Genomic DNA, 17,376 nt, shown 5'->3' on the forward strand with positions numbered 1-17,376 from the left:
AATGGGCGAACCAAAGGGGGAGAAATCATGCAGGCTCAGATCCTGGCGCCCGGCGTGGCGCTGATCATGTGGACACTCGTGATGCTGGTGTGGACGGCGGCAACGCGTTTTCCCGCCATGGCCAAGGTGGGGATCACCGCCAAGTCGGCCGCGCCAGGCGGGCGCGGACAGAACCTAGAAGGTGTGCTGCCGGACCAGGTCAACTGGAAGTCGCACAATTACGCGCACTTGCTCGAACAACCGACGATCTTCTATCCGACCATCCTGATCCTGGCGGTGCTGGGCCCGCACCCGCACGACGTGCTGTTCGCCTGGGGTTACGTCGGCCTGCGCATTGTCCATTCGATCTGGCAGGCGACCGTGAACCGCATCCCGGTACGCTTCACGCTGTTCATCCTGTCGACGCTGTGCCTGATCGTGCTGGTGCTGCACGCAGCCAAATTGACGCTGTTCGCGGCCTGAAGGGGGAAAGACGATGATCGGAATGGAAATCCTCAAGCCACTGACGGTCCTCGCCGGCTGGACCATGATCATGTGGGTGTGGATGTACGCCACGCGCATCCCGGCGATCAACAAGCTGCCCAAACCCACCGAACCCGGCGCCGACCAGGGCTGGACCGGGTCAATGCTGGAAGGCCTGCTGCCGCGCGAGGTGCAGTGGAAAGCGCACAACTACAATCACCTGCACGAGGCGCCCACGGTGTTCTACGCGGTGGCACTTGCTCTCGCGATCATCGGCCAGGGCGACGGCCTCAACCTGACGATCGCCTGGGTCTATGTCGCGCTGCGCATTGCCCACTCGGTGTTCCAGGCCACGGTCAACAAGGTTATGCCGCGCTTCCTGCTGTTCGCGCTGTCATCGCTGTGCCTGATGGCCCTGGTGGTTCATCTGCTGATCGCGGTGTTCCACGGCTAGGCGTCGGCTCAGAACAGCTTGCGGAAGGTGAGCGAGATCACCCGGCCGCGCGGGTCGAGGTAGTCGGGCTGGTAGGACAGCGGGACGGCGCCGCTGGCGTCGGTCACTCGCTGCCGGGCGTCGAACACGTTCTCGACCTGCAGTCCGACGCGCGAGCCCTTGAGGAAGGGCACGGCCTTGGTCACGCTGGCCATCCGGCCAAGATCGGCGAACATGTTGACATTGACCTTGGCCAATGCGCCGAAGCGCAGGTCGCTGGTGCCCGGCGCACCGCTGGCGCTGACGCGGGTCGGCGCGCTCCACGTGCCCTGTATGAAGGTGCCGAAGCCCTTGTAGAACCCGCCGGCGTTGAATTCGAGGCTATGGCGCGGCGTACCGCCGCTGCTCAGGGCATCGCCGGCGAGGAGGTCGAGCGCCGGCCCGCCCGGCGCGACCAGAACCCGGCTGGTCAATTGCACGGTATGGTAGAGACCGAAGTTCCACCGCCCCTGCCCGCCGCCGGGGCCGCCCATCATCCCGCCCATGCCGCCGCGGCCGCCGCCGCCGCCCATCCGCGGGCCGCCACCGGAAGGGGGACCGCCAGCGCCGCCCCGCCGTCCACCGCCACCCATGCCAAACGCCCCCGTACCTGTCGAAGGATCGGCCTTGCCGATGGTCCCGCCCAGGTTCAAGCCCCAGCGGATCCGGCTGCCCGTCTGTTCCGCGAGCGTCACCGGGCGCTGGTCGACCGAGACGATCCGGCCGCTCGCATCGCGCGTGACGCGCCCCGGGAAAGCCGCCTCGATCTCGGGCGTCAGCAGCGGGAAGCTGGCGCTGACATCGCTCGAGCTGTTGCGGAAGTATTCGACCAGCAGGCTCGAATTGGTCATGCCCGGGATCTGCCAGTTGACCCCCAGCTTGAGATCGCGCTGCTGTTCCTTGACCAGGCCGGCATTGCCGCCACCGATCACGGTTGCCTGCACCGTCTGGCCCGTGGTGAAATCGTAGACCGGCACATTGTAGGTTTCGGTCCTCGGGTTGCCGAGCTGCACCAGGCTGGGCGCGGCCTGGTTGACCAGATAGCTTGCCTGAAAGCCCAGCCGCTCGGTCGGCGACCAGCTCAGCCCCGCGCTCCAGTCGGTCAGGCTGCCGAAATCGGACAGGTGATTGTAGCCCGCGCTGAAATTGGCGGTGAGATCGCCGATCGCGTCGAGCACGCCTTCGCGGCGGCTGGCGATCGGCACGGCCAGATTGATGCCCGTCGACACATCGCCCCGTGTCAGGTTGACCGGTCCCGCTATGCTGCGCGTGTCGGCGCTCTGGATGTTCGACCAGGCATAGCCCGCCTTGACCGTCGCCGCGACCTCGCCCGCGGGCAGGCGCAGCGGCCGTCCCATCAGCGTCACCAGGCTGGCAAGGCTGTCGGTGTTGCTCGAGGCGATGTCCGTTCCATCGCCGTCGAACTGGTCGATCAGCGTCCGGCCTTCGGTGTGATTGGCATCGGCCGTGGCGGAAAGCTGCCATGCGCCGAGCGAGGTGTTGAGCCCTGCCCCGGCCGCGACGGTGGTCGTCCGGCTGGCCCGCTCGAGCGGCGCCAGCAGCGCGTCGAGTCCCGACCCGCTGGTGCTGTCGGCGCGGCTGACGTTGCCGTTGAGGCTGAGCTGGCCGCCCTTCTTGTCCGCCCCGATCCCGGTCGACCAGCTGACGTTCGCGCCCAGATTGCGCGAATCGGCGATCAGCGAGCGGTAGAGCTGCGGATCGGGCTGCCCCGCAACCGCCGAATTGGTCGGCGTGATCGCGCGCTCCGCTTCGGTCAGCGGGCTGGTATCGTCGGCGGTGACCGTGGCGCTGAGCCGGCTCGGCCCGTCGATGCGCAGGAGGGTGCCCTCTGCCGACCAGGTGCTGAATCCGCCCGCCGTCGGCAGGGCCAGCTTGGTTTCGACGGACCGGCTCTGGAAGTTGTCCTTGAGGATGAAGTTCACGACCCGGGCGTCGGCGGGATAACCGTAACGCAGGGCGACTTCCTCGGGCAGCACTTCCATGCGCCGGATCGATTCGGGCGGATAGTTGCGCATTTCGCGGAAGTTGCTGATCCTCATCCCGTTGACGAGGATGATCGGCTGTCCGCCGCGCCCCCGGCCCGAGCCGGTCTGCGGGCTCACCCGGGCGAGCAGGTCGGTGATCGATCCGGCACCGAGCGCCGCGATATCTGCCTCGTCATAGGTCGCGACGGGCGGCTGCACCGCCTCGACTTGGCCGCGCAGGCGCGTGGCGATGACGACGATTTCCGCATCCTCGCCCGTGCCGATTGCCTCGTCGGTGCTGGCCGTCTCGCCGGTGCCTGCGGCGATGGCGGGATCGGCGTCCACGCCGTCGGCCGGCTCTGCCACGGTCGAACTGGCGACATCGGCCGGCGGCGGCGCATCCTGCGCAAAAGCCGGCTGGGCGACGAGCGCGGCGGTGATCGCCGCGATGGATCCGGTAACTTTCAACATGAACGTCCTATGCGTGGTTCGGTCTGAACGGCGACTGTTGCGGTGGCCGGTCGGGCCACGTGCGGGGTGCGGCGCAGTCGGCCATCAACGTCCGACTGGCAGTCATGTTGCGGTGCGGCAAGCTGCCGCCGGGTATCAAATTGTCTTGGTGTCGATACATTTGCGCTGAAACGCGCGGAAATCCCGCTCTTTCCTTTTGGCGCGCTCGCGGCTATGGGCCGCCGCAATGATGCACACCTCAAACGGACTTTAAGCGCGGATGGCGAAGGAAGAACTGCTCGAAATGCGCGGAACGGTGGTCGAACTGCTGCCCAACGCCATGTTCCGCGTCCGCCTGGAAAACGATCACGAAATCCTCGGCCACACAGCCGGCAAGATGCGCAAGAACCGCATCCGCGTGCTGGTGGGCGACGAAGTGCTGGTCGAACTGACTCCCTACGACCTGACCAAGGGGCGGATCACCTACCGCTTCATGCCGGGTCGCGGTGGCCCCGGCCCCTATTGAGCGGCCCCGTAAAACTCGTCCTTGCGTCCTCCTCGCCGCGCCGCCGCGACCTTCTGGCCCGGATCGGCGTCGTACCGGAACGCATCTGCAGCCCCGATATCGACGAAAGCCCGCTGAAGGGCGAGCTTCCCCGCGCCTATGCGCTGCGCCTTGCCGAGGCCAAGGCCGGCGCCGTGCCGCGCGGCGAGGGCGAAGTGGTGCTGGCCGGCGACACGACCGTCGCCGTAGGCCGCCGCATCCTGCCGCCAGCCGAAAGCGAAGCGGTGCAGCGCAAACTCCTCGATCTGCTCTCTGGACGGCGGCACCGCTGTATCTCCGCGGTCTGCGCAATCGACACGGCGGGCACGGTGCGGACCCGCACGGTCGAAACCGTGGTCACCTTCAAGCGCCTGACCGAGGCCGAGATCGACGCCTATGTCGCCAGCGGCGAGGGCTTGGGCAAGGCGGGCGGCTATGCCATCCAGGGCCGGGCCGAAGCGCTGATCCGCTTCGTCGCCGGTAGCCATTCGGGGGTCATCGGCCTGCCGCTGTTCGAAACCCGCACCCTTCTGAAAGCCTCGGGGCTGCACCTTGATTGAGTGCCTGGTCGAAGAAGGGATCGCCGAACACCGCGCGGTCCTGATCGAGAACGGCCATGTCCGCAACGCCCGGATCGACTGGCCCGGGAGCCTTGCCGAAGGGCAGGTCGAGGACGCCGTGCTGGTGTCGCGCGCGGCCGGCTCGACCCGCGGAACGGCCCGCTTCGCCAATGACGAGGAGGCCCTGGTCGACCGGCTGCCCCGCGAGGCCAGCGAAGGCGCTGCGATCCGGCTTGAAGTGACGCGCGCAGCCCAGCCAGAGGCCGGCCGCTCCAAGCTGGCGCAGGCGCGACCGACAAGCGCCGCCGTGAAGCCTCGCCCCAGCCTGGTCCAGTCGCTCCGCGCGCTGGGCTATTCCCCCAGGGTCGTGCGCCGCTTTCCCGCCTGCGACTGGGACGAGGCCTGGGCCGAAGCGGCCGATAGCAGGGTAGCGTTCCCGGGTGGGTCGCTGCATTTCGCGCCGACCCCGGCGATGACCGTGGTCGATGTCGACGGCGACCGCCCCCCGCGCGACCTGGCCCTGACCGCGGTTCCGGCCATCGTTGCGGCGATCAAGCGATTCGATCTGGCCGGATCGATCGGCATCGATTTCCCGACGCTGGCCGCCAAGGCCGATCGCAAGGCGGTGGACGAGGCGCTGGGGGCGCTGCTGGCCGACTGGCCGCACGAGCGCACGGCGATGAACGGCTTCGGCTTCGTCCAGATCGTCGCGCGGCTGCGTCACCCCTCGCTGCTTCACCTGCTGCAGCTGCGCCGCGTGGAGGCATCGGCGCGGCGGCTGCTGCGGCAGGGCGAGATGGTCGAGGGCGCCGGAACCGTCCTTTTGACCTGCAACACCGCCGTCGCGGCCGCTCTCGCGCCTGAATGGCTTGACGAACTCGCGCGGCGCAGCGGCCGTCCGGTGCGGGTTGCGGTCGATCCCGCGCTTGCCACGACAGCTGCTTTCGCGCAGGCGGTAGCGGCATGAGCGCCACCGCCAAACCCTGCCCGATCTGCCGCAAGCCGCGCGTGGCGGAACACGCCCCCTTCTGCTCGGCCCGCTGCAAGGACCGCGACCTGGTGCGCTGGCTCGACGATGGCTATGCCCTGCCCGGCCCGCCCGCCATAGATGAAGAGGCGGATAAGGCATAAGCCCCCTTGCCAAGCGCAAAGCGGTTCGCCATAGGCGCGCTTCCAATCGCTTTGGCGATGCCCGGATAGCTCAGTTGGTAGAGCAGCGGATTGAAAATCCGCGTGTCGGTGGTTCGAATCCGCCTCCGGGCACCACTCCTTCAGATCAGGATTTAAGAGAGGCGTAGGCCGCCAGCGCGCGCTCACGCGCCGCGCGGTGGTCAATCAGCCTTTCGGGATAGCCCTTCACCGGGAACGTGGGATCATGGATCTCCGTGTCCGACAGTTGCGCCAGCTCCGGCACCCATTCGCGGATGTAGCCGGCCGCATCGAACTTGTCCGACTGGCCGAGCGGCGCCATGATCCGCACGAACATGTTGCTGTCGACCCCGGTTCCGGCGGTCCACTGCCAGTTCACCGCGTTGCTGGCATAATCGGCATCGACCAGCGTGTCCCAGAACCACTCCTCGCCGCGGCGCCAGTCGATCAACAAGTGCTTGATGAGAAAGCTCGCCGCGATCATCCGCACCCGGTTGTGCATCCACCCCGTCGCCCAAAGCTGCCGCATCCCGGCATCGACGATAGGATAGCCGGTGCGTCCCTGCTGCCAGGCCTTGAGGTCGGCCTCGGCCGCCTTGCCGCCGCGCCAGGTCAGCTTGTCGAAGTCCTTGCGCGCGTTGCAGGTTCCATAGTCGGGGAACTGCAGGATGACGTTGGCGGCATAGTCGCGCCAGCCGATCTCGCCAAGAAAGGTGCCGACGGTGCCGCCCTTCCCCGCCACCGCGTGCCAGACCTGCGCCGGGCTGATCTCGCCGAAATGGAGGTGGGGCGACAGCATCGATGTTCCCTCGACCGAGGGAAGGTTCCGCTGCTGCTCGTAGCGCGCGGCGCGATCGGCAAAGTCCTCGAGCCGTTCCTGAGCACCTTCCTCGCCCGGGGTCCATTCGCGGCGCATCCCGCCGGCCCAGTCGGGCCGCGTCGGCAGCAGTTTCCAGTCGAAAAGTGTCTCGCTCTGCGGCCAGTGCGCGGGCGCAGGGACATGCCGCGGCGCAAGGGCAGGCCGGTGCGGCGGCATCTGCTGCTGCAAGGCGCGCCAGAACGGGGTGTAGATCTTGAACGGCGTGCCGCCGCCGGTCCGGACCGAGCCGAACGGGGCCAAGTAGTTCCCGGGATGCAGATCGAGCGATAGCGCCCTTGCGACCTCGGCCTGGGCGGCCCGCCACCACGGCTCGGCATGATCGATGGCATAAACCGTGTCCGCGCCTGTCTCTTCTGCCAGGGCCGCCAGCGCAGGGGCGCTTCGCCCACGACGCAGGATCAGCCGCGAGCCCTTGGCCGCAAGGTCCTTGGCCAATGCATCGAGCGAATGATGCAGCCACCAGCGCGAGGCGCCGCCCATGGCGTGGCGTCCCGGCGTATCGTCGTCGAGGACATAGACCGGAATGACCGGCGCACCGCTCTCGCAGGCAGCACGAAGCGCGGGTTGGTCGCGCAGGCGCAAGTCCTGGCGCAGCCACACGATGACGGGAGACTGGTCGGCCTTGGCTTTGCTCATCGCCAACCAACGTAGCGAAACGTCGGGGGTTGCAACCATGGCCTTTTTGCCACGTTGTGCACGGATGAACGTTGCGACCCAGCCGACCGGCCCGACCGAGACCATCGTCATCCCCGCGCGGGGCTGGCAGATCACGCCAAGCCATGCCCTGCTTGTCGGCGCACTGTGCTGGGCCGGATTCGCGCTGGTCGCCTGGGCGGTTCACTCGAACGCGGCGGCCGCGTTCGACGCGGCGGGCCTCCGCTTCTGGCGCAACAGCCGCGACCTTGGCTGGGCCGGGGGCAAGGCTTCGCTGGAGGCGGTGCGCGACGTCACCGCGCTGGGCGGGGTGACCCTGCGCATCGCCTTTACCATGGCGGCGCTGGCCGCGCTGCTGTTCCTGCGGATGCGGCGCGAGGCGGTGCTGCTGCTGCTGACGCTGCTATCGGGGTTGGCCGTCGGCCTGACGCTGAAGGCGCTAGTCGGGCGCCCCCGCCCCGACCTCGTGCCGCATCTCGAATACGCCGGCGGCCTGAGCTTCCCGAGCGGTCACAGCTTCAATTCGGCGCTGGGCATGATCGCCGTCGCACTGGCCTTCGCCACCTTCAGCCGGCGCCGTTCGGTGCGCTGGACGATCATCGGCAGCGCGGTCGTCGCGTCGATGGCGGTGGCCTTTTCGCGCGTGATGCTCGGCGTCCATTTTCCGACCGACGTTATCGCAGGATGGCTGGGCGGTGCCGGCTGGGCCTTCTTGGCCGCCGCCGTTCTGGCCCGACCGGCGCGCCGGATCGCCGATCACAACGCCGCGGCGATCGAGGCGGCGACGCCCGGCGCAATGGCCGAGATCAAACCCCCGACAGCGGCCCCTGATCCTCGCTGACGGTCCAGGTCTGGCCCTTGGCGAGCAGCTTCCTGAGATCGGTGTTCTTGCCTTCGCGCGCCTGGGCGTCCTGGCCGAGCACCGCGTCCTCGTAGGTCGGGCGCGGATCGTCGTAGAGCACGCCCAAGGCCATCGGGAACGGACCGAACGGCATCTCGACCAGCATGTGCGCGACCGAGCGGTTGGTCACGTCGTGGACGATCACCCCCGCGCCCTGCCAATCGCCATCGGTTACGTCGACGACCTTGAGCGTCAGCTTCTCGGCGTCGAGCGCGATGCCCTTGACCCCGCCGGTCTTGTCGCTGCCGAACAGCATGGGTTCGCCGTTCTTGAGCCACAGCTGGCGGTCTTCGGCGCCCTTTGGCGCGGCAAAATCCTCGAACACGTCCTTGTTGTAGACGATGCAGTTCTGGAAGATCTCGATGAAGGCGGCGCCGCGGTGGGCGTGCGCAGCCTTGAGCACGTCGGGCAGGTGTTTCGACACGTCGAAGCCGCGGCCGATGAAGCGCGCGCCCGAACCCAGCGCGAAGGCGGCCGGGCTGGCGGGCCGATCGACCGAGCCGAGCGGCGTGGTCGGGCTGGTCGTGCCCTGGCGGCTGGTCGGCGAATACTGCCCCTTGGTCAGGCCGTAGATCTCGTTGTTGAACAGCATGATCTGGCAGTTCAGGTTGCGCCGGATCAGGTGCATCGTGTGGTTGCCGCCAATGCTCATGCCATCGCCGTCACCGGTCACCAGCCAGATGTCGAGTTCGGGGTTCGACAGCTTGATGCCCGTCGCGAAGGCGGGTGCGCGGCCGTGGATCGTGTGGAAGCCATAGCTTGCCATGTAGTAGGGGAAGCGGCTGGAACAGCCGATACCGCTGACGAACACGGTGGTCGCAGGATTGGCGCCGATTTCCGGCATGGTGCGCTGCACCGCCTTGAGGATCGCGTAGTCCCCGCAGCCCGGGCACCAGCGGACTTCCTGGTCCGATTCCCAGTCCTTCAGCGTCGTGGTGATGGTGGCGATGGCGTTCATGGGTTGGCGCTTTCGATGCTGGGCAGCTGCGTCTCGTTCGGCGCGATCTCGTCGCCGCCGGCGTTGCCCGGAACGTGGTCGAAATAGGTGGCGATCGCCGCCTCGATCTCGGCAATGGCGAAGGGCTGGCCCGACACCTTGGTCAGCGGCTGGGCATCGACCAGATACTGGTCGCGCAGCACCGTCTTGAACTGGCCGGTGTTCATCTCGGGCACCAGCACCTTGTCGAACGAGCGGAGCAGATCGCCAAGGTTTTCCGGCAGCGGCCAGATGTGGCGGACATGGATATGGCTGACGTCCAGCCCCTTGGCCCGCGCCTTGCGCACCGCCTGGTGGATCGGGCCGAAGGTGCTGCCCCAGCCGACCACGGCGAGCTTGCCGCTGGTATTGCCGAGGCACACGTCCTGCGCCGGGATGCTCTTCGCGACACCGTCGACCTTGGCCTTGCGCGCGTCGGTCATCGCCTGGTGCGCGGCGGGGCTGTAGTCGAGGTTGCCGGTGCCGGGGTTCTTCTCGATCCCGCCGATGCGGTGCATCAGGCCCGGCGTGCCCGGCTTGATCCACGGCCGCGCGCCCTTTTCGTCGCGGGCATAGGGCAGCAGCGTGCCATCAGGCCCGTTGGGCTTGTCGAGGAAGGTCGCCGGGAAGGGTTCGAACGTGGCCGGATCGGGCACGGCCCAGGGCTCGGCCGCGTTGGCGATGTAGCCGTCGGTCAGGAGGATCACCGGGGTCATGTACTGGGTCGCGATGCGGCAGGCCTCGATCGCGCATTCGAACGCGTCGCCCGGGCTGCGTGCCGAGATCACCGGCATCGGGGTGTCGCCGTTGCGGCCATAGACCGCCTGGTAGAGATCGCTCTGCTCGGTCTTGGTCGGGAGGCCGGTCGACGGGCCGCCGCGCTGCGAGTTGACGATGACGAGCGGCAGTTCGGTCATCACGGCGAGGCCCATCGCCTCACCCTTCAGCGCAATGCCGGGACCCGACGAGGAGGTGACACCAAGATGCCCGGCATAGGACGCGCCGATCGCGGCGGCGATGGCGGCAATCTCGTCCTCGGCCTGGAAGGTGGTGACGCCGAATTCCTTCATGCCCGCCAGATAATGCAGGATCGAGCTGGCCGGGGTGATCGGATAGCCGCCGAAAAACATCTTGAGGTCGGCGAGCTGCGCGCCCGCAACGAGGCCCAGCGCAACCGCTTCGGCGCCGGTGATCGTGCGGTACAGGCCCGCCGGGCTCGGCACCGGATCGAGATGGACCTTGTGCAGCTGTCCGCCCAGTTCCGCCGTTTCGCCGTAGGCGTGACCGGCGTTCAAGGCCGCGATGTTGGCTTCGGCCAGCACCGGGTTCTTGCGGAACTTGGCGTTGAGCCAGTCGACCAGCGGGGCGCGATCGCGATCGAACATCCACAGCGCGAGGCCCAGCGTCCACATGTTCTTGCAGCGCAGCGCTTCCTTGTTGCCAAGGCCGAAAGGCTTGACCGATTCCAGCGTGAGCGCGCTGATGTCGAAAGCCAGCACCTTCCACTTGGCCAGGCTGCCGTCGTCAATCGGGCTGGCGTCGTACTTCGCCTTCTCGAGGTTGCGCTTGGTAAACTCGCCCGTGTCGGCGATGATCAGGCCGCCGGGCTTGAGGGCGCCGACATTGGTCTTCAGCGCCGCCGGGTTCATCGCCACCAGCACGTCGGGGGCATCGCCCGCGGTATCGATCTCGGTCGAGCCGAAGTTGATCTGGAACGCCGAGACGCCGAACAGCGTGCCCTGGGGCGCGCGGATCTCGGCCGGAAAATCGGGGAAGGTCGCGAAGTCGTTGCCCGACAGCGCGCTCGACAAGGTGAACTGTCCACCCGTGAGCTGCATGCCATCGCCGGAGTCCCCGGCAAAGCGGACGACGACGGCTTCGGGGTGATTCTTGGTCGATGCGGCAGGTTCGGCGAGTTGGGTGGCCATGCAAAAGTCCTGTTCAGGCGGATGGGCCGCCTTGTTCGGCGGTTCCCTAGTCCCCTCCCATCCATGCGCGCAATCAAGAAAAACTGTCCTGTGCGCAATTCGACAAGAGGCCCGACAAGGCGGCTAGTCAAGGGGCATCTGCCGCCTTAACCTGTCGATTAAAACAGCCAGACGAGAGAGGCGAGCCAGGTGACAGAGCACAACCCCAACTTCCGCGAAGACGTCCAGGGCTTCCTGGCCATGGTCAACAGCCTGCCCGCGCCCGACGCGCTGGTGCCCGAGGAACAGCGCATAGGCTACCTTGCGATGAAGCAGATGATCGAGGCCGACCCGCGCGATCTGGCGGTGATCCGCGACCTGACCTGCCCAGGGCCTGCCGGCGACATTCCGGTACGCTTCTACGACGTGCGGGCCGAGCGCGGGCCATCCCCGGCGATCGTGTTCTTCCACGGCGGCGGCTTCGTGATCGGCGATCTCGACACGCACAACGCGCTTTGCACCGAACTGTCGGCGCAGCTCGACCTGCCGGTGCTGGCGGTCCACTACCGCCTTGCGCCCGAACACCCCTTCCCCGCCGCGCCCGACGATTGCGAGGCGGCAGCGCGGTGGCTGGCGGGCAGCCCGGCCGAACTCGATCGGACGATCACCGGGCTCGTCACCATCGGCGGCAGCGCGGGCGGCAACCTTGCCACCGTCGTCGCGCGTGCACTGTGCGACAAGCCGGCCGCAGCGCCAATGCTGCTGCAGGTGCTGCTCTACCCCTGCACCGACGAATCGCAGGACGGATCGATGGAAACCTTCGCCGAAAAGCACCTACTGACGCGCGTGGTGATGGACTGGTTCTATTCGCATTACAAACCCGAGAGCGGCCACCCCCGCGCCTTCCCGCTTTACGCCAGCGCCGAAGGGATGTGCCCCTCGATCGTGGTGACCGCCGGGCTCGACGTGCTGCAGGACCAGGGCCGGCGCATCGCCGAAAAGCTCGTCGCGGCGGGCGTCGACACGCTCTATCTCCACATGGCCGGCCTGACCCACGATTTCTCGACCACGCGCAAGGCCCTGCCCAGCGCCGCAGCGGCCACCGACAAGGTCATCGCCGCGATGAAGTTGATGCTGATGAAGGTTTGAGGCTAAGGGCGCGGGCCATGAACGATCCCTTTTCCGCCCTGCCCTATCGACCCTGCGTCGGCGTCATGCTGGTCAACCACGCCGGCCACGCCTTTGTCGGCAAGCGCATCGACACGCGCGGCCAGCCCGACGAGGGCGGAACCTACTGGCAGATGCCGCAGGGCGGGATCGATGACGGCGAGGAACTGCGCGCCGCCGCGCTGCGCGAACTGTGGGAGGAAACCGGCGTCGAGGAACGCCACGTCACCCTGCTCGCCCAGACCCGCGAGGAGTTGCTCTACGACCTGCCCGACGATCTCATCGGCAAGCTGTGGGGCGGCAAGTATCGCGGCCAGCGCCAGCACTGGGTTCTGGCCCGCTTTGGCGGCGAGGACAGCGACGTGCGCCTCGACGCGCACGACCCGGCCGAGTTCGAAGCGTGGCAATGGGTCAGTCCGGCCCAGCTGCCGGACCTGATCGTACCCTTCAAGAAGCGCGTCTACCGCGCCGTGCTCGACGAGTTCCGCGACCTGATCTAGTTCGCCGACACTTCCGGCTTCACCGCGACCTGATCGGCGGTGACGACCTGTACCGTAGGACCCTTCTGGATCGCGGCGGCGAGTTGCTGGGTCGGGGCGCAGGACGCGCCGCACAGTTGTTGCAGGCGGGTCAGGTTGCGCTTGGCCTTTTCGACCGCGCCCTTTTCGACCAGCGCCGCGCCTTCGCCGGCGATCGCGTAGGTGTTGTCGGGTTCGCGCTCCAGCGCCTCGCGGTAATAGTGCAGCGCCTTGCCCTGCATGCCTTCGCGGCGGGTAGCCTCCGCCAGGTTGAGGTAGATCGCGACATGGCCCGGCTGCACGGCCAGCGCTGCCTCGTAGAAGTCGATCGCCCGGTCGGCCTGGCCCGCAGCCAGCGCGGCGCGGCCCTGTTCGACCAGCGCTGCAGCCCGGCCATCGAGCGGCGCCGGCGGCGCGCCTTCGCCCACGCTGGCGGTGATTGCCACGATCGCGGACAGGGCTAGGGCAGCGGGCATGTAGCGCATCAAGTGCTCCTTGAATCCGGGCATGGCCTGCCTTGGTATCACGGCGAAACTAAACCTGCGATGAAAAATCCATCGGTCGAATCCTGCGCCGGGTCGAGCCGGATTCCGGCACCTCGAACGCTGCCGGCGCCTAAGGCGAACTCCTGCGCCGTCCAGTCCGGATGGCGCGCGAGAAAGGCCGCAGCCTGATCGGCCCCTTCGGCGTCGAGCAGCGAACAGGTTACGAAGACGAGGCGGCCGCCGGGCCGGACCAGGCCAGCCGCCACGTCGAGCAGCCGCGCCTGGATGGCCGTCACCCTGGCCAGCTCGGCCTCGGTCAGACGCCAGCGCGCTTCGGGGTTGCGGCGCCAGGTGCCGGTGCCCGAACACGGCGCGTCGATCAGAACCGCATCGGCCGTGCCGGCAAGGTCGGCCAGCGCTTCAGCCTCGCGCCCGGGATCGAGCAGCCGCGTCTCGATGAAGGTCGCGCCCGCGCGTTCGGCGCGAGGGGCCAGGCGCGAGAGACGCGCGCGGTCGGTGTCGCAGGCGATAAGGCGGCCCTTCCCCGCCATGGCCGCGGCCAGGGCCAGCGTCTTGCCCCCTGCCCCGGCGCAGAGGTCGATCACCGTCTCGCCCGGATGCGCCCCCACCGCCAGGCAGGCCAGTTGCGAGCCGCCGTCCTGCACTTCGATCCGCCCGTCCTTGAAGGCGACCCACTGTTCGACCGGGGTGCCGTGGGGGAAACGCAGGCCCTGCGGCGCGGCAAGCGGCTCGCCTTCCAGCGGCAGGTCGATGCTCGCGCGGTCGGCCTTGAGGGCATTGACCCGCAGGTCGAGCGGAGCGCGGCCCAGCAGGGCCCTGGCGCTGTCGTCCGCGATGCCGCTCGCAGCGAGGCGCGCCTCAAGCCACGCCGGAGCGATCCCGCCCTCGGCCTCGGGCTCGTCCGCGACGAGCGGTGCCGGGCCGTGCCGCGATCCGTCGAACAGCGCGGCCAAGGCGGGGTCGTGCGCGGCAAGGTGGACCATGGCGGCGCGTCCGCTGGCGGGAACGGGTCCGCAGGCGCGGATCGCGGCATAGGCCAGGTCGCGCACCGCGCGGCGATCGCCGCTGCCGGCAAAGCGGCGGGTGCGGAACCAGTCGGCAATGACGCGGTCGGCACTGGCGCCCTGTCCGCGCGCGGCGGCGATCACCGCATCGAGGACCTCGATCGCGGCCTGAACCCGCGCCGCCGGAGTCACGACTTGTAGTTCGGCGCCTCGCGGGTGATCGTCACGTCGTGGACGTGGCTTTCCTTGAGGCCCGCGTTAGTGATGCGCACGAACTGGGCGCGGGTGCGCAGGTCCTCGATCGTGGCGCTGCCGGTATAACCCATCGCCGCCTTGATCCCGCCGACCAGCTGGTGGATCACGTCCTTGGCCGGGCCCTTGTAGGCGACCTGGCCCTCGATCCCTTCGGGCACCAGCTTCATCTGGTCCTTGATGTCGCCCTGGAAATAGCGGTCGGCGCTGCCCGATCCCATCGCCCCCAGCGATCCCATGCCGCGGTAGCTCTTGTAGGCGCGCCCCTGGTAGAGGAACGTCTCGCCCGGCGCTTCCTCGGTGCCGGCCAGCATCGATCCGATCATGATGCACGACGCGCCCGCCGCCAGCGCCTTGGCCGCATCGCCCGACGAGCGCAGGCCGCCGTCGCCGATGATCGGAACCCCGGTGCCTTCGGCGGCGCGAGCCGCGTCCATGATCGCGGTAAGCTGGGGCACGCCGACGCCTGCGACGACGCGGGTGGTGCAGATCGAGCCCGGGCCGATGCCGACCTTGACCGCATCGGCCCCGGCATCGATCAGCGCGCGGGTGGCGTCATAGGTGGCGACGTTGCCGGCGATGACCTGCGCCGAATTGCTCAGCTTCTTGACCCGTTCGACCGCGCGGGCGACGTCCTTGTTATGGCCGTGGGCGGTGTCGATGATGACCACGTCGCATTCGGCGGCGATCAGCGCCTCGGTCCGTTCGAACCCCTTGTCGCCCACGGTGGTTGCCGCGGCCACGCGCAGGCGGCCAGTGGCGTCCTTGGTGGCCGAAGGATAGTTCACCGCCTTCTCGATGTCCTTGACCGTGATCAGCCCGACGCACCGGAACGCATCGTCGACCACCAGCAGCTTCTCGATCCGGCGCTGGTGCAGAAGCTTGCGCGCCTCGTCCTGGCTGACCCCGGCCTTGACCGTGGCGAGGTTCTGGTGAGTCATCAGTTCGCGCACCGGCTGGCGCAGATTGTCGGCAAAGCGCACGTCGCGGTTGGTCAGGATACCCACCAGCTTGCCGCCCGCCTCGACCACCGGAATGCCCGAGATGCGGTTCGCGTCCATCAAGGCCTGCGCTTCTCCCAGCGTGGCGTCGGGGGCGATGGTGATCGGGTTCACGACCATGCCGCTTTCGAAGCGCTTGACCTGGCGCACCGAGGCGACCTGCTGTTCGATGGTGAGGTTGCGGTGAAGCACCCCGATCCCGCCAAGCTGCGCCATCACGATCGCCATGTCGGCCTCGGTCACCGTGTCCATCGCCGAGGAGACGACCGGTATGTTAAGCGCGATCTCGCGGCTGAGGCGGGTGCGGGTATCGGCCATCGACGGCACGATGTCGCTTTCGGCCGGCTTCAGCAGGACGTCGTCGAAGGTAAGGCCGAGGGGGATTTCCATAAAAGCCAGCGCTGTCCTGAAAGGGGGCGATTCGTGGCGGCCCACGTAAACACAGCGCGGCCGAAGGGCAAGCGCGGCGGCGCGCTTACTTCGCGGCCGACGGCACCTTGCGCGCGTCGGCGAACCAGCGGACCAGGGCGATGTGGAAGTCGACGTCGTCGGCCGCGCCGCCCAGTTCGAGGTCGGGCTTCACCCGGTCGGTCGGGCGGTGATAGTCGCCATCCATGAACCGCTGCACCCTCTCGAGGTCCGACCACGAGGAAGAGACCATGACCGCAGCCACATCGTGCTGCATCAGCGCCCAGCCGTCCTGCCGCTTGACGAACATGTTGGCCGCGTTGCCCGAGGCGATCTTGCGGCGCTGCTGGCGGGCCACCGCGGCAATCTGCGGATCGAGCGGCGTCATCCCCGCCCCGACCACGCCGAAGGGCTGGCCCGCGGGGCCGAGCGCGATGCTGTCGATGTTGAAGGCGGCGACGATCTGCTTCAGTGGCAGCGGCGGATTCTCGGCAAAGGCCAGAGCGCCGAGCAGCCCCAGTTCCTCGGCCGTGGTCGCCACGAAATAGACATCGCGGTCCAGCGGCGTCCCGCGCGCGAGGCGGCGGGCTATTTCGGTCATGGCGGCAAGGCCGCTGGCGTTGTCGATCGCACCGTTGCAGATCTGGTGATCGGCGGCCTGGGGCGCGCACCGGCCAAAATGGTCCCAGTGCGCCATGATCAGCACCGCGCCCAGATCGGGTCGCTTGCCGGGCAGGCGGCCGATCATGTTGTGGGTGTTGATCCGCGTCTCGCGCGTGGTCGCCTCGAAGGTGGCGGCAAGATCGAGGCGGAACGGCGCGAAACCTTCCCTGGTCGCCGCCTGCCTGAGGCTCGCGACCGATTGCCCGGTGCCGGCCAGGGCCTTGTCGAGCGCGGCCGGGCTGATGAACGCCTCGAGATCGCCGCCAAGCTCCTCGCCGGCAATGCTGTAGCCCTGCTTGCGCCGCTGCGCCGCGACCGCGGCGAAGGTGCGCGATCCGTCGAGCACGGTCATCACCGCCGATGCCCCTGCGCCGAGAATGGCGTTCTGCCGTTCGGTCCCCTCGCGCCCGCCGTCAAGCAGCAGGGCGATGCGGCCGGCCAGTTCGGCGCGCGGGGGGATCGCATCGCCGGAGCCGACGAACAGCACCGGCGCGCCTTCGAGCAGGCTGCGCTTGCCCGAAGTCAGGACCAGCACCTCGCTGTCGGGCAACGCGATGCGCCGGCCCTTGCGCGTGAACAGCGCGGCCGAGCGCGCCGACTCGCGACCGATAAGCGCGACCGGCACGAACCATGCGTGGCCAGGATCGTTGGTGCCCGATTCGAGGCCGATGTCGAACCACTGCTTGCCGAGATAGCGCAGCGTCTTCGCCTCGCCATCGGTGCCCGGTTCGCGGCCCTGGTACTCGTCGCTGGCCAGTTCGGTGATGTGCGCGCGCAGTTGCGACAGCAGGGTTTGCCGCTCCTTGCTGACGCGCGGCGCGGCCGCCGCCGGCGCAACGGCAAGTGCCACTGCCAGCAGCGCGAACGCGGCTCCATTCATCGTTCGCCAGAAACGTTTCATCGCGCCATATCTACAG

General features: G+C 68.2%; 17 protein-coding genes and 1 tRNA gene. 10 read left to right on the forward strand and 8 right to left on the reverse strand.

What is annotated here, in order from left to right; all coding sequences use genetic code 11:
- Nucleotides 1-27 precede the first annotated feature (27 nt).
- Both B0I00_RS04645 and B0I00_RS04650 read left to right on the forward strand, forming a co-directional pair.
- Nucleotides 28-462, forward strand: a complete 435-nt coding sequence (locus tag B0I00_RS04645; RefSeq protein ID WP_100866132.1) for an MAPEG family protein — start codon at nt 28-30, stop codon at nt 460-462.
- Between the two features lie 13 nt (nt 463-475).
- Nucleotides 476-916 carry an MAPEG family protein gene (locus B0I00_RS04650; RefSeq protein ID WP_100866133.1) on the forward strand — a complete coding sequence of 147 codons (441 nt, stop codon included), beginning with the start codon at nt 476-478 and terminating at the stop codon, nt 914-916.
- Between the two features lie 8 nt (nt 917-924).
- Here B0I00_RS04650 and B0I00_RS04655 read toward each other — a convergent pair whose 3' ends face one another.
- Nucleotides 925-3,390 (reverse strand): TonB-dependent receptor plug domain-containing protein, encoded by a 2,466-nt coding sequence (locus B0I00_RS04655; protein WP_232730110.1) that lies wholly within the window; start codon nt 3,388-3,390, stop codon nt 925-927.
- A gap of 259 nt (nt 3,391-3,649) precedes the next feature.
- Here B0I00_RS04655 and infA point away from each other — a divergent pair, with 259 nt between their 5' ends.
- From infA to B0I00_RS04680, 5 genes are all read left to right on the forward strand, one after another.
- Complete coding sequence (gene infA / locus B0I00_RS04660) at nt 3,650-3,895, forward strand: translation initiation factor IF-1 (protein ID WP_100866134.1); 246 nt, start codon at nt 3,650-3,652, stop codon at nt 3,893-3,895.
- Nucleotides 3,892-4,473 carry a Maf family protein gene (locus tag B0I00_RS04665; RefSeq protein WP_100866135.1) on the forward strand — a complete coding sequence of 194 codons (582 nt, stop codon included), beginning with the start codon at nt 3,892-3,894 and terminating at the stop codon, nt 4,471-4,473. The genes infA and B0I00_RS04665 overlap by 4 nt, the downstream gene beginning before the upstream one ends.
- On the forward strand, nt 4,466-5,440 hold the full coding sequence (locus tag B0I00_RS04670; RefSeq protein ID WP_100866136.1) for an Rne/Rng family ribonuclease: 975 nt from the start codon (nt 4,466-4,468) through the stop codon (nt 5,438-5,440). Before B0I00_RS04665 ends, B0I00_RS04670 begins: the two co-directional genes overlap by 8 nt.
- Nucleotides 5,437-5,604 carry a DNA gyrase inhibitor YacG gene (yacG, locus tag B0I00_RS04675; RefSeq protein ID WP_100866137.1) on the forward strand — a complete coding sequence of 56 codons (168 nt, stop codon included), beginning with the start codon at nt 5,437-5,439 and terminating at the stop codon, nt 5,602-5,604. Before B0I00_RS04670 ends, yacG begins: the two co-directional genes overlap by 4 nt.
- Before the next feature lie 59 nt (nt 5,605-5,663).
- Nucleotides 5,664-5,739 (forward strand) — tRNA-Phe (locus B0I00_RS04680).
- Nucleotides 5,740-5,749: 10 nt separating this feature from the next.
- On the opposite strand, the gene B0I00_RS04685 is transcribed toward B0I00_RS04680, so the two are convergent.
- Nucleotides 5,750-7,138, reverse strand: a complete 1,389-nt coding sequence (locus B0I00_RS04685) for a cryptochrome/photolyase family protein (RefSeq protein WP_100866501.1) — start codon at nt 7,136-7,138, stop codon at nt 5,750-5,752.
- A 64-nt stretch (nt 7,139-7,202) separates the two neighbouring features.
- Between B0I00_RS04685 and B0I00_RS04690 the strand changes: the two genes are divergently transcribed.
- Nucleotides 7,203-7,997, forward strand: coding sequence for a phosphatase PAP2 family protein (locus tag B0I00_RS04690; RefSeq protein WP_100866138.1), 795 nt, complete (start codon nt 7,203-7,205; stop codon nt 7,995-7,997).
- On the opposite strand, the gene B0I00_RS04695 is transcribed toward B0I00_RS04690, so the two are convergent.
- Entirely contained in the window at nt 7,963-9,015 is a 1,053-nt protein-coding gene (locus B0I00_RS04695; protein ID WP_100866139.1) for a 2-oxoacid:ferredoxin oxidoreductase subunit beta, read from the reverse strand. The genes B0I00_RS04690 and B0I00_RS04695 overlap by 35 nt on opposite strands.
- Nucleotides 9,012-10,961, reverse strand: coding sequence for a 2-oxoacid:acceptor oxidoreductase subunit alpha (locus B0I00_RS04700; RefSeq protein WP_100866140.1), 1,950 nt, complete (start codon nt 10,959-10,961; stop codon nt 9,012-9,014). The genes B0I00_RS04695 and B0I00_RS04700 overlap by 4 nt, the downstream gene beginning before the upstream one ends.
- Nucleotides 10,962-11,150: 189 nt before the next feature.
- On the opposite strand from B0I00_RS04700, the gene B0I00_RS04705 reads away from it, so the two are divergent.
- Nucleotides 11,151-12,089: an alpha/beta hydrolase gene (locus B0I00_RS04705; RefSeq protein WP_232730111.1), complete on the forward strand. Its 939-nt coding sequence runs from the start codon at nt 11,151-11,153 to the stop codon at nt 12,087-12,089.
- 17 nt (nt 12,090-12,106) lie between these two features.
- The gene (locus B0I00_RS04710; RefSeq protein WP_100866141.1) at nt 12,107-12,607 is read left to right on the forward strand and encodes an RNA pyrophosphohydrolase; all 501 of its coding nucleotides are present in this window, start codon (nt 12,107-12,109) and stop codon (nt 12,605-12,607) included.
- Here B0I00_RS04710 and B0I00_RS04715 read toward each other — a convergent pair.
- From B0I00_RS04715 to B0I00_RS04730, 4 genes are all read right to left on the reverse strand, one after another.
- On the reverse strand, nt 12,604-13,110 hold the full coding sequence (locus B0I00_RS04715) for a tetratricopeptide repeat protein (protein ID WP_157812468.1): 507 nt from the start codon (nt 13,108-13,110) through the stop codon (nt 12,604-12,606). The two genes, B0I00_RS04710 and B0I00_RS04715, sit on opposite strands and share 4 nt — an antisense overlap.
- Before the next feature lie 38 nt (nt 13,111-13,148).
- Nucleotides 13,149-14,327: an RsmB/NOP family class I SAM-dependent RNA methyltransferase gene (locus B0I00_RS04720; RefSeq protein WP_100866143.1), complete on the reverse strand. Its 1,179-nt coding sequence runs from the start codon at nt 14,325-14,327 to the stop codon at nt 13,149-13,151.
- Nucleotides 14,324-15,778, reverse strand: a complete 1,455-nt coding sequence (guaB, locus tag B0I00_RS04725) for an IMP dehydrogenase (protein WP_100866144.1) — start codon at nt 15,776-15,778, stop codon at nt 14,324-14,326. Before guaB ends, B0I00_RS04720 begins: the two co-directional genes overlap by 4 nt.
- An 85-nt stretch (nt 15,779-15,863) precedes the next feature.
- A complete protein-coding gene (locus B0I00_RS04730) occupies nt 15,864-17,360 on the reverse strand; it encodes a M28 family metallopeptidase (RefSeq protein ID WP_198519136.1) in 1,497 nt (498 codons plus the stop codon).
- Between the last annotated feature and the right edge of the window lie 16 nt (nt 17,361-17,376).

Source organism: Novosphingobium kunmingense, from assembly GCF_002813245.1.
In the GTDB taxonomy this organism is placed as follows: Bacteria; Pseudomonadota; Alphaproteobacteria; order Sphingomonadales; family Sphingomonadaceae; genus Novosphingobium; species Novosphingobium kunmingense.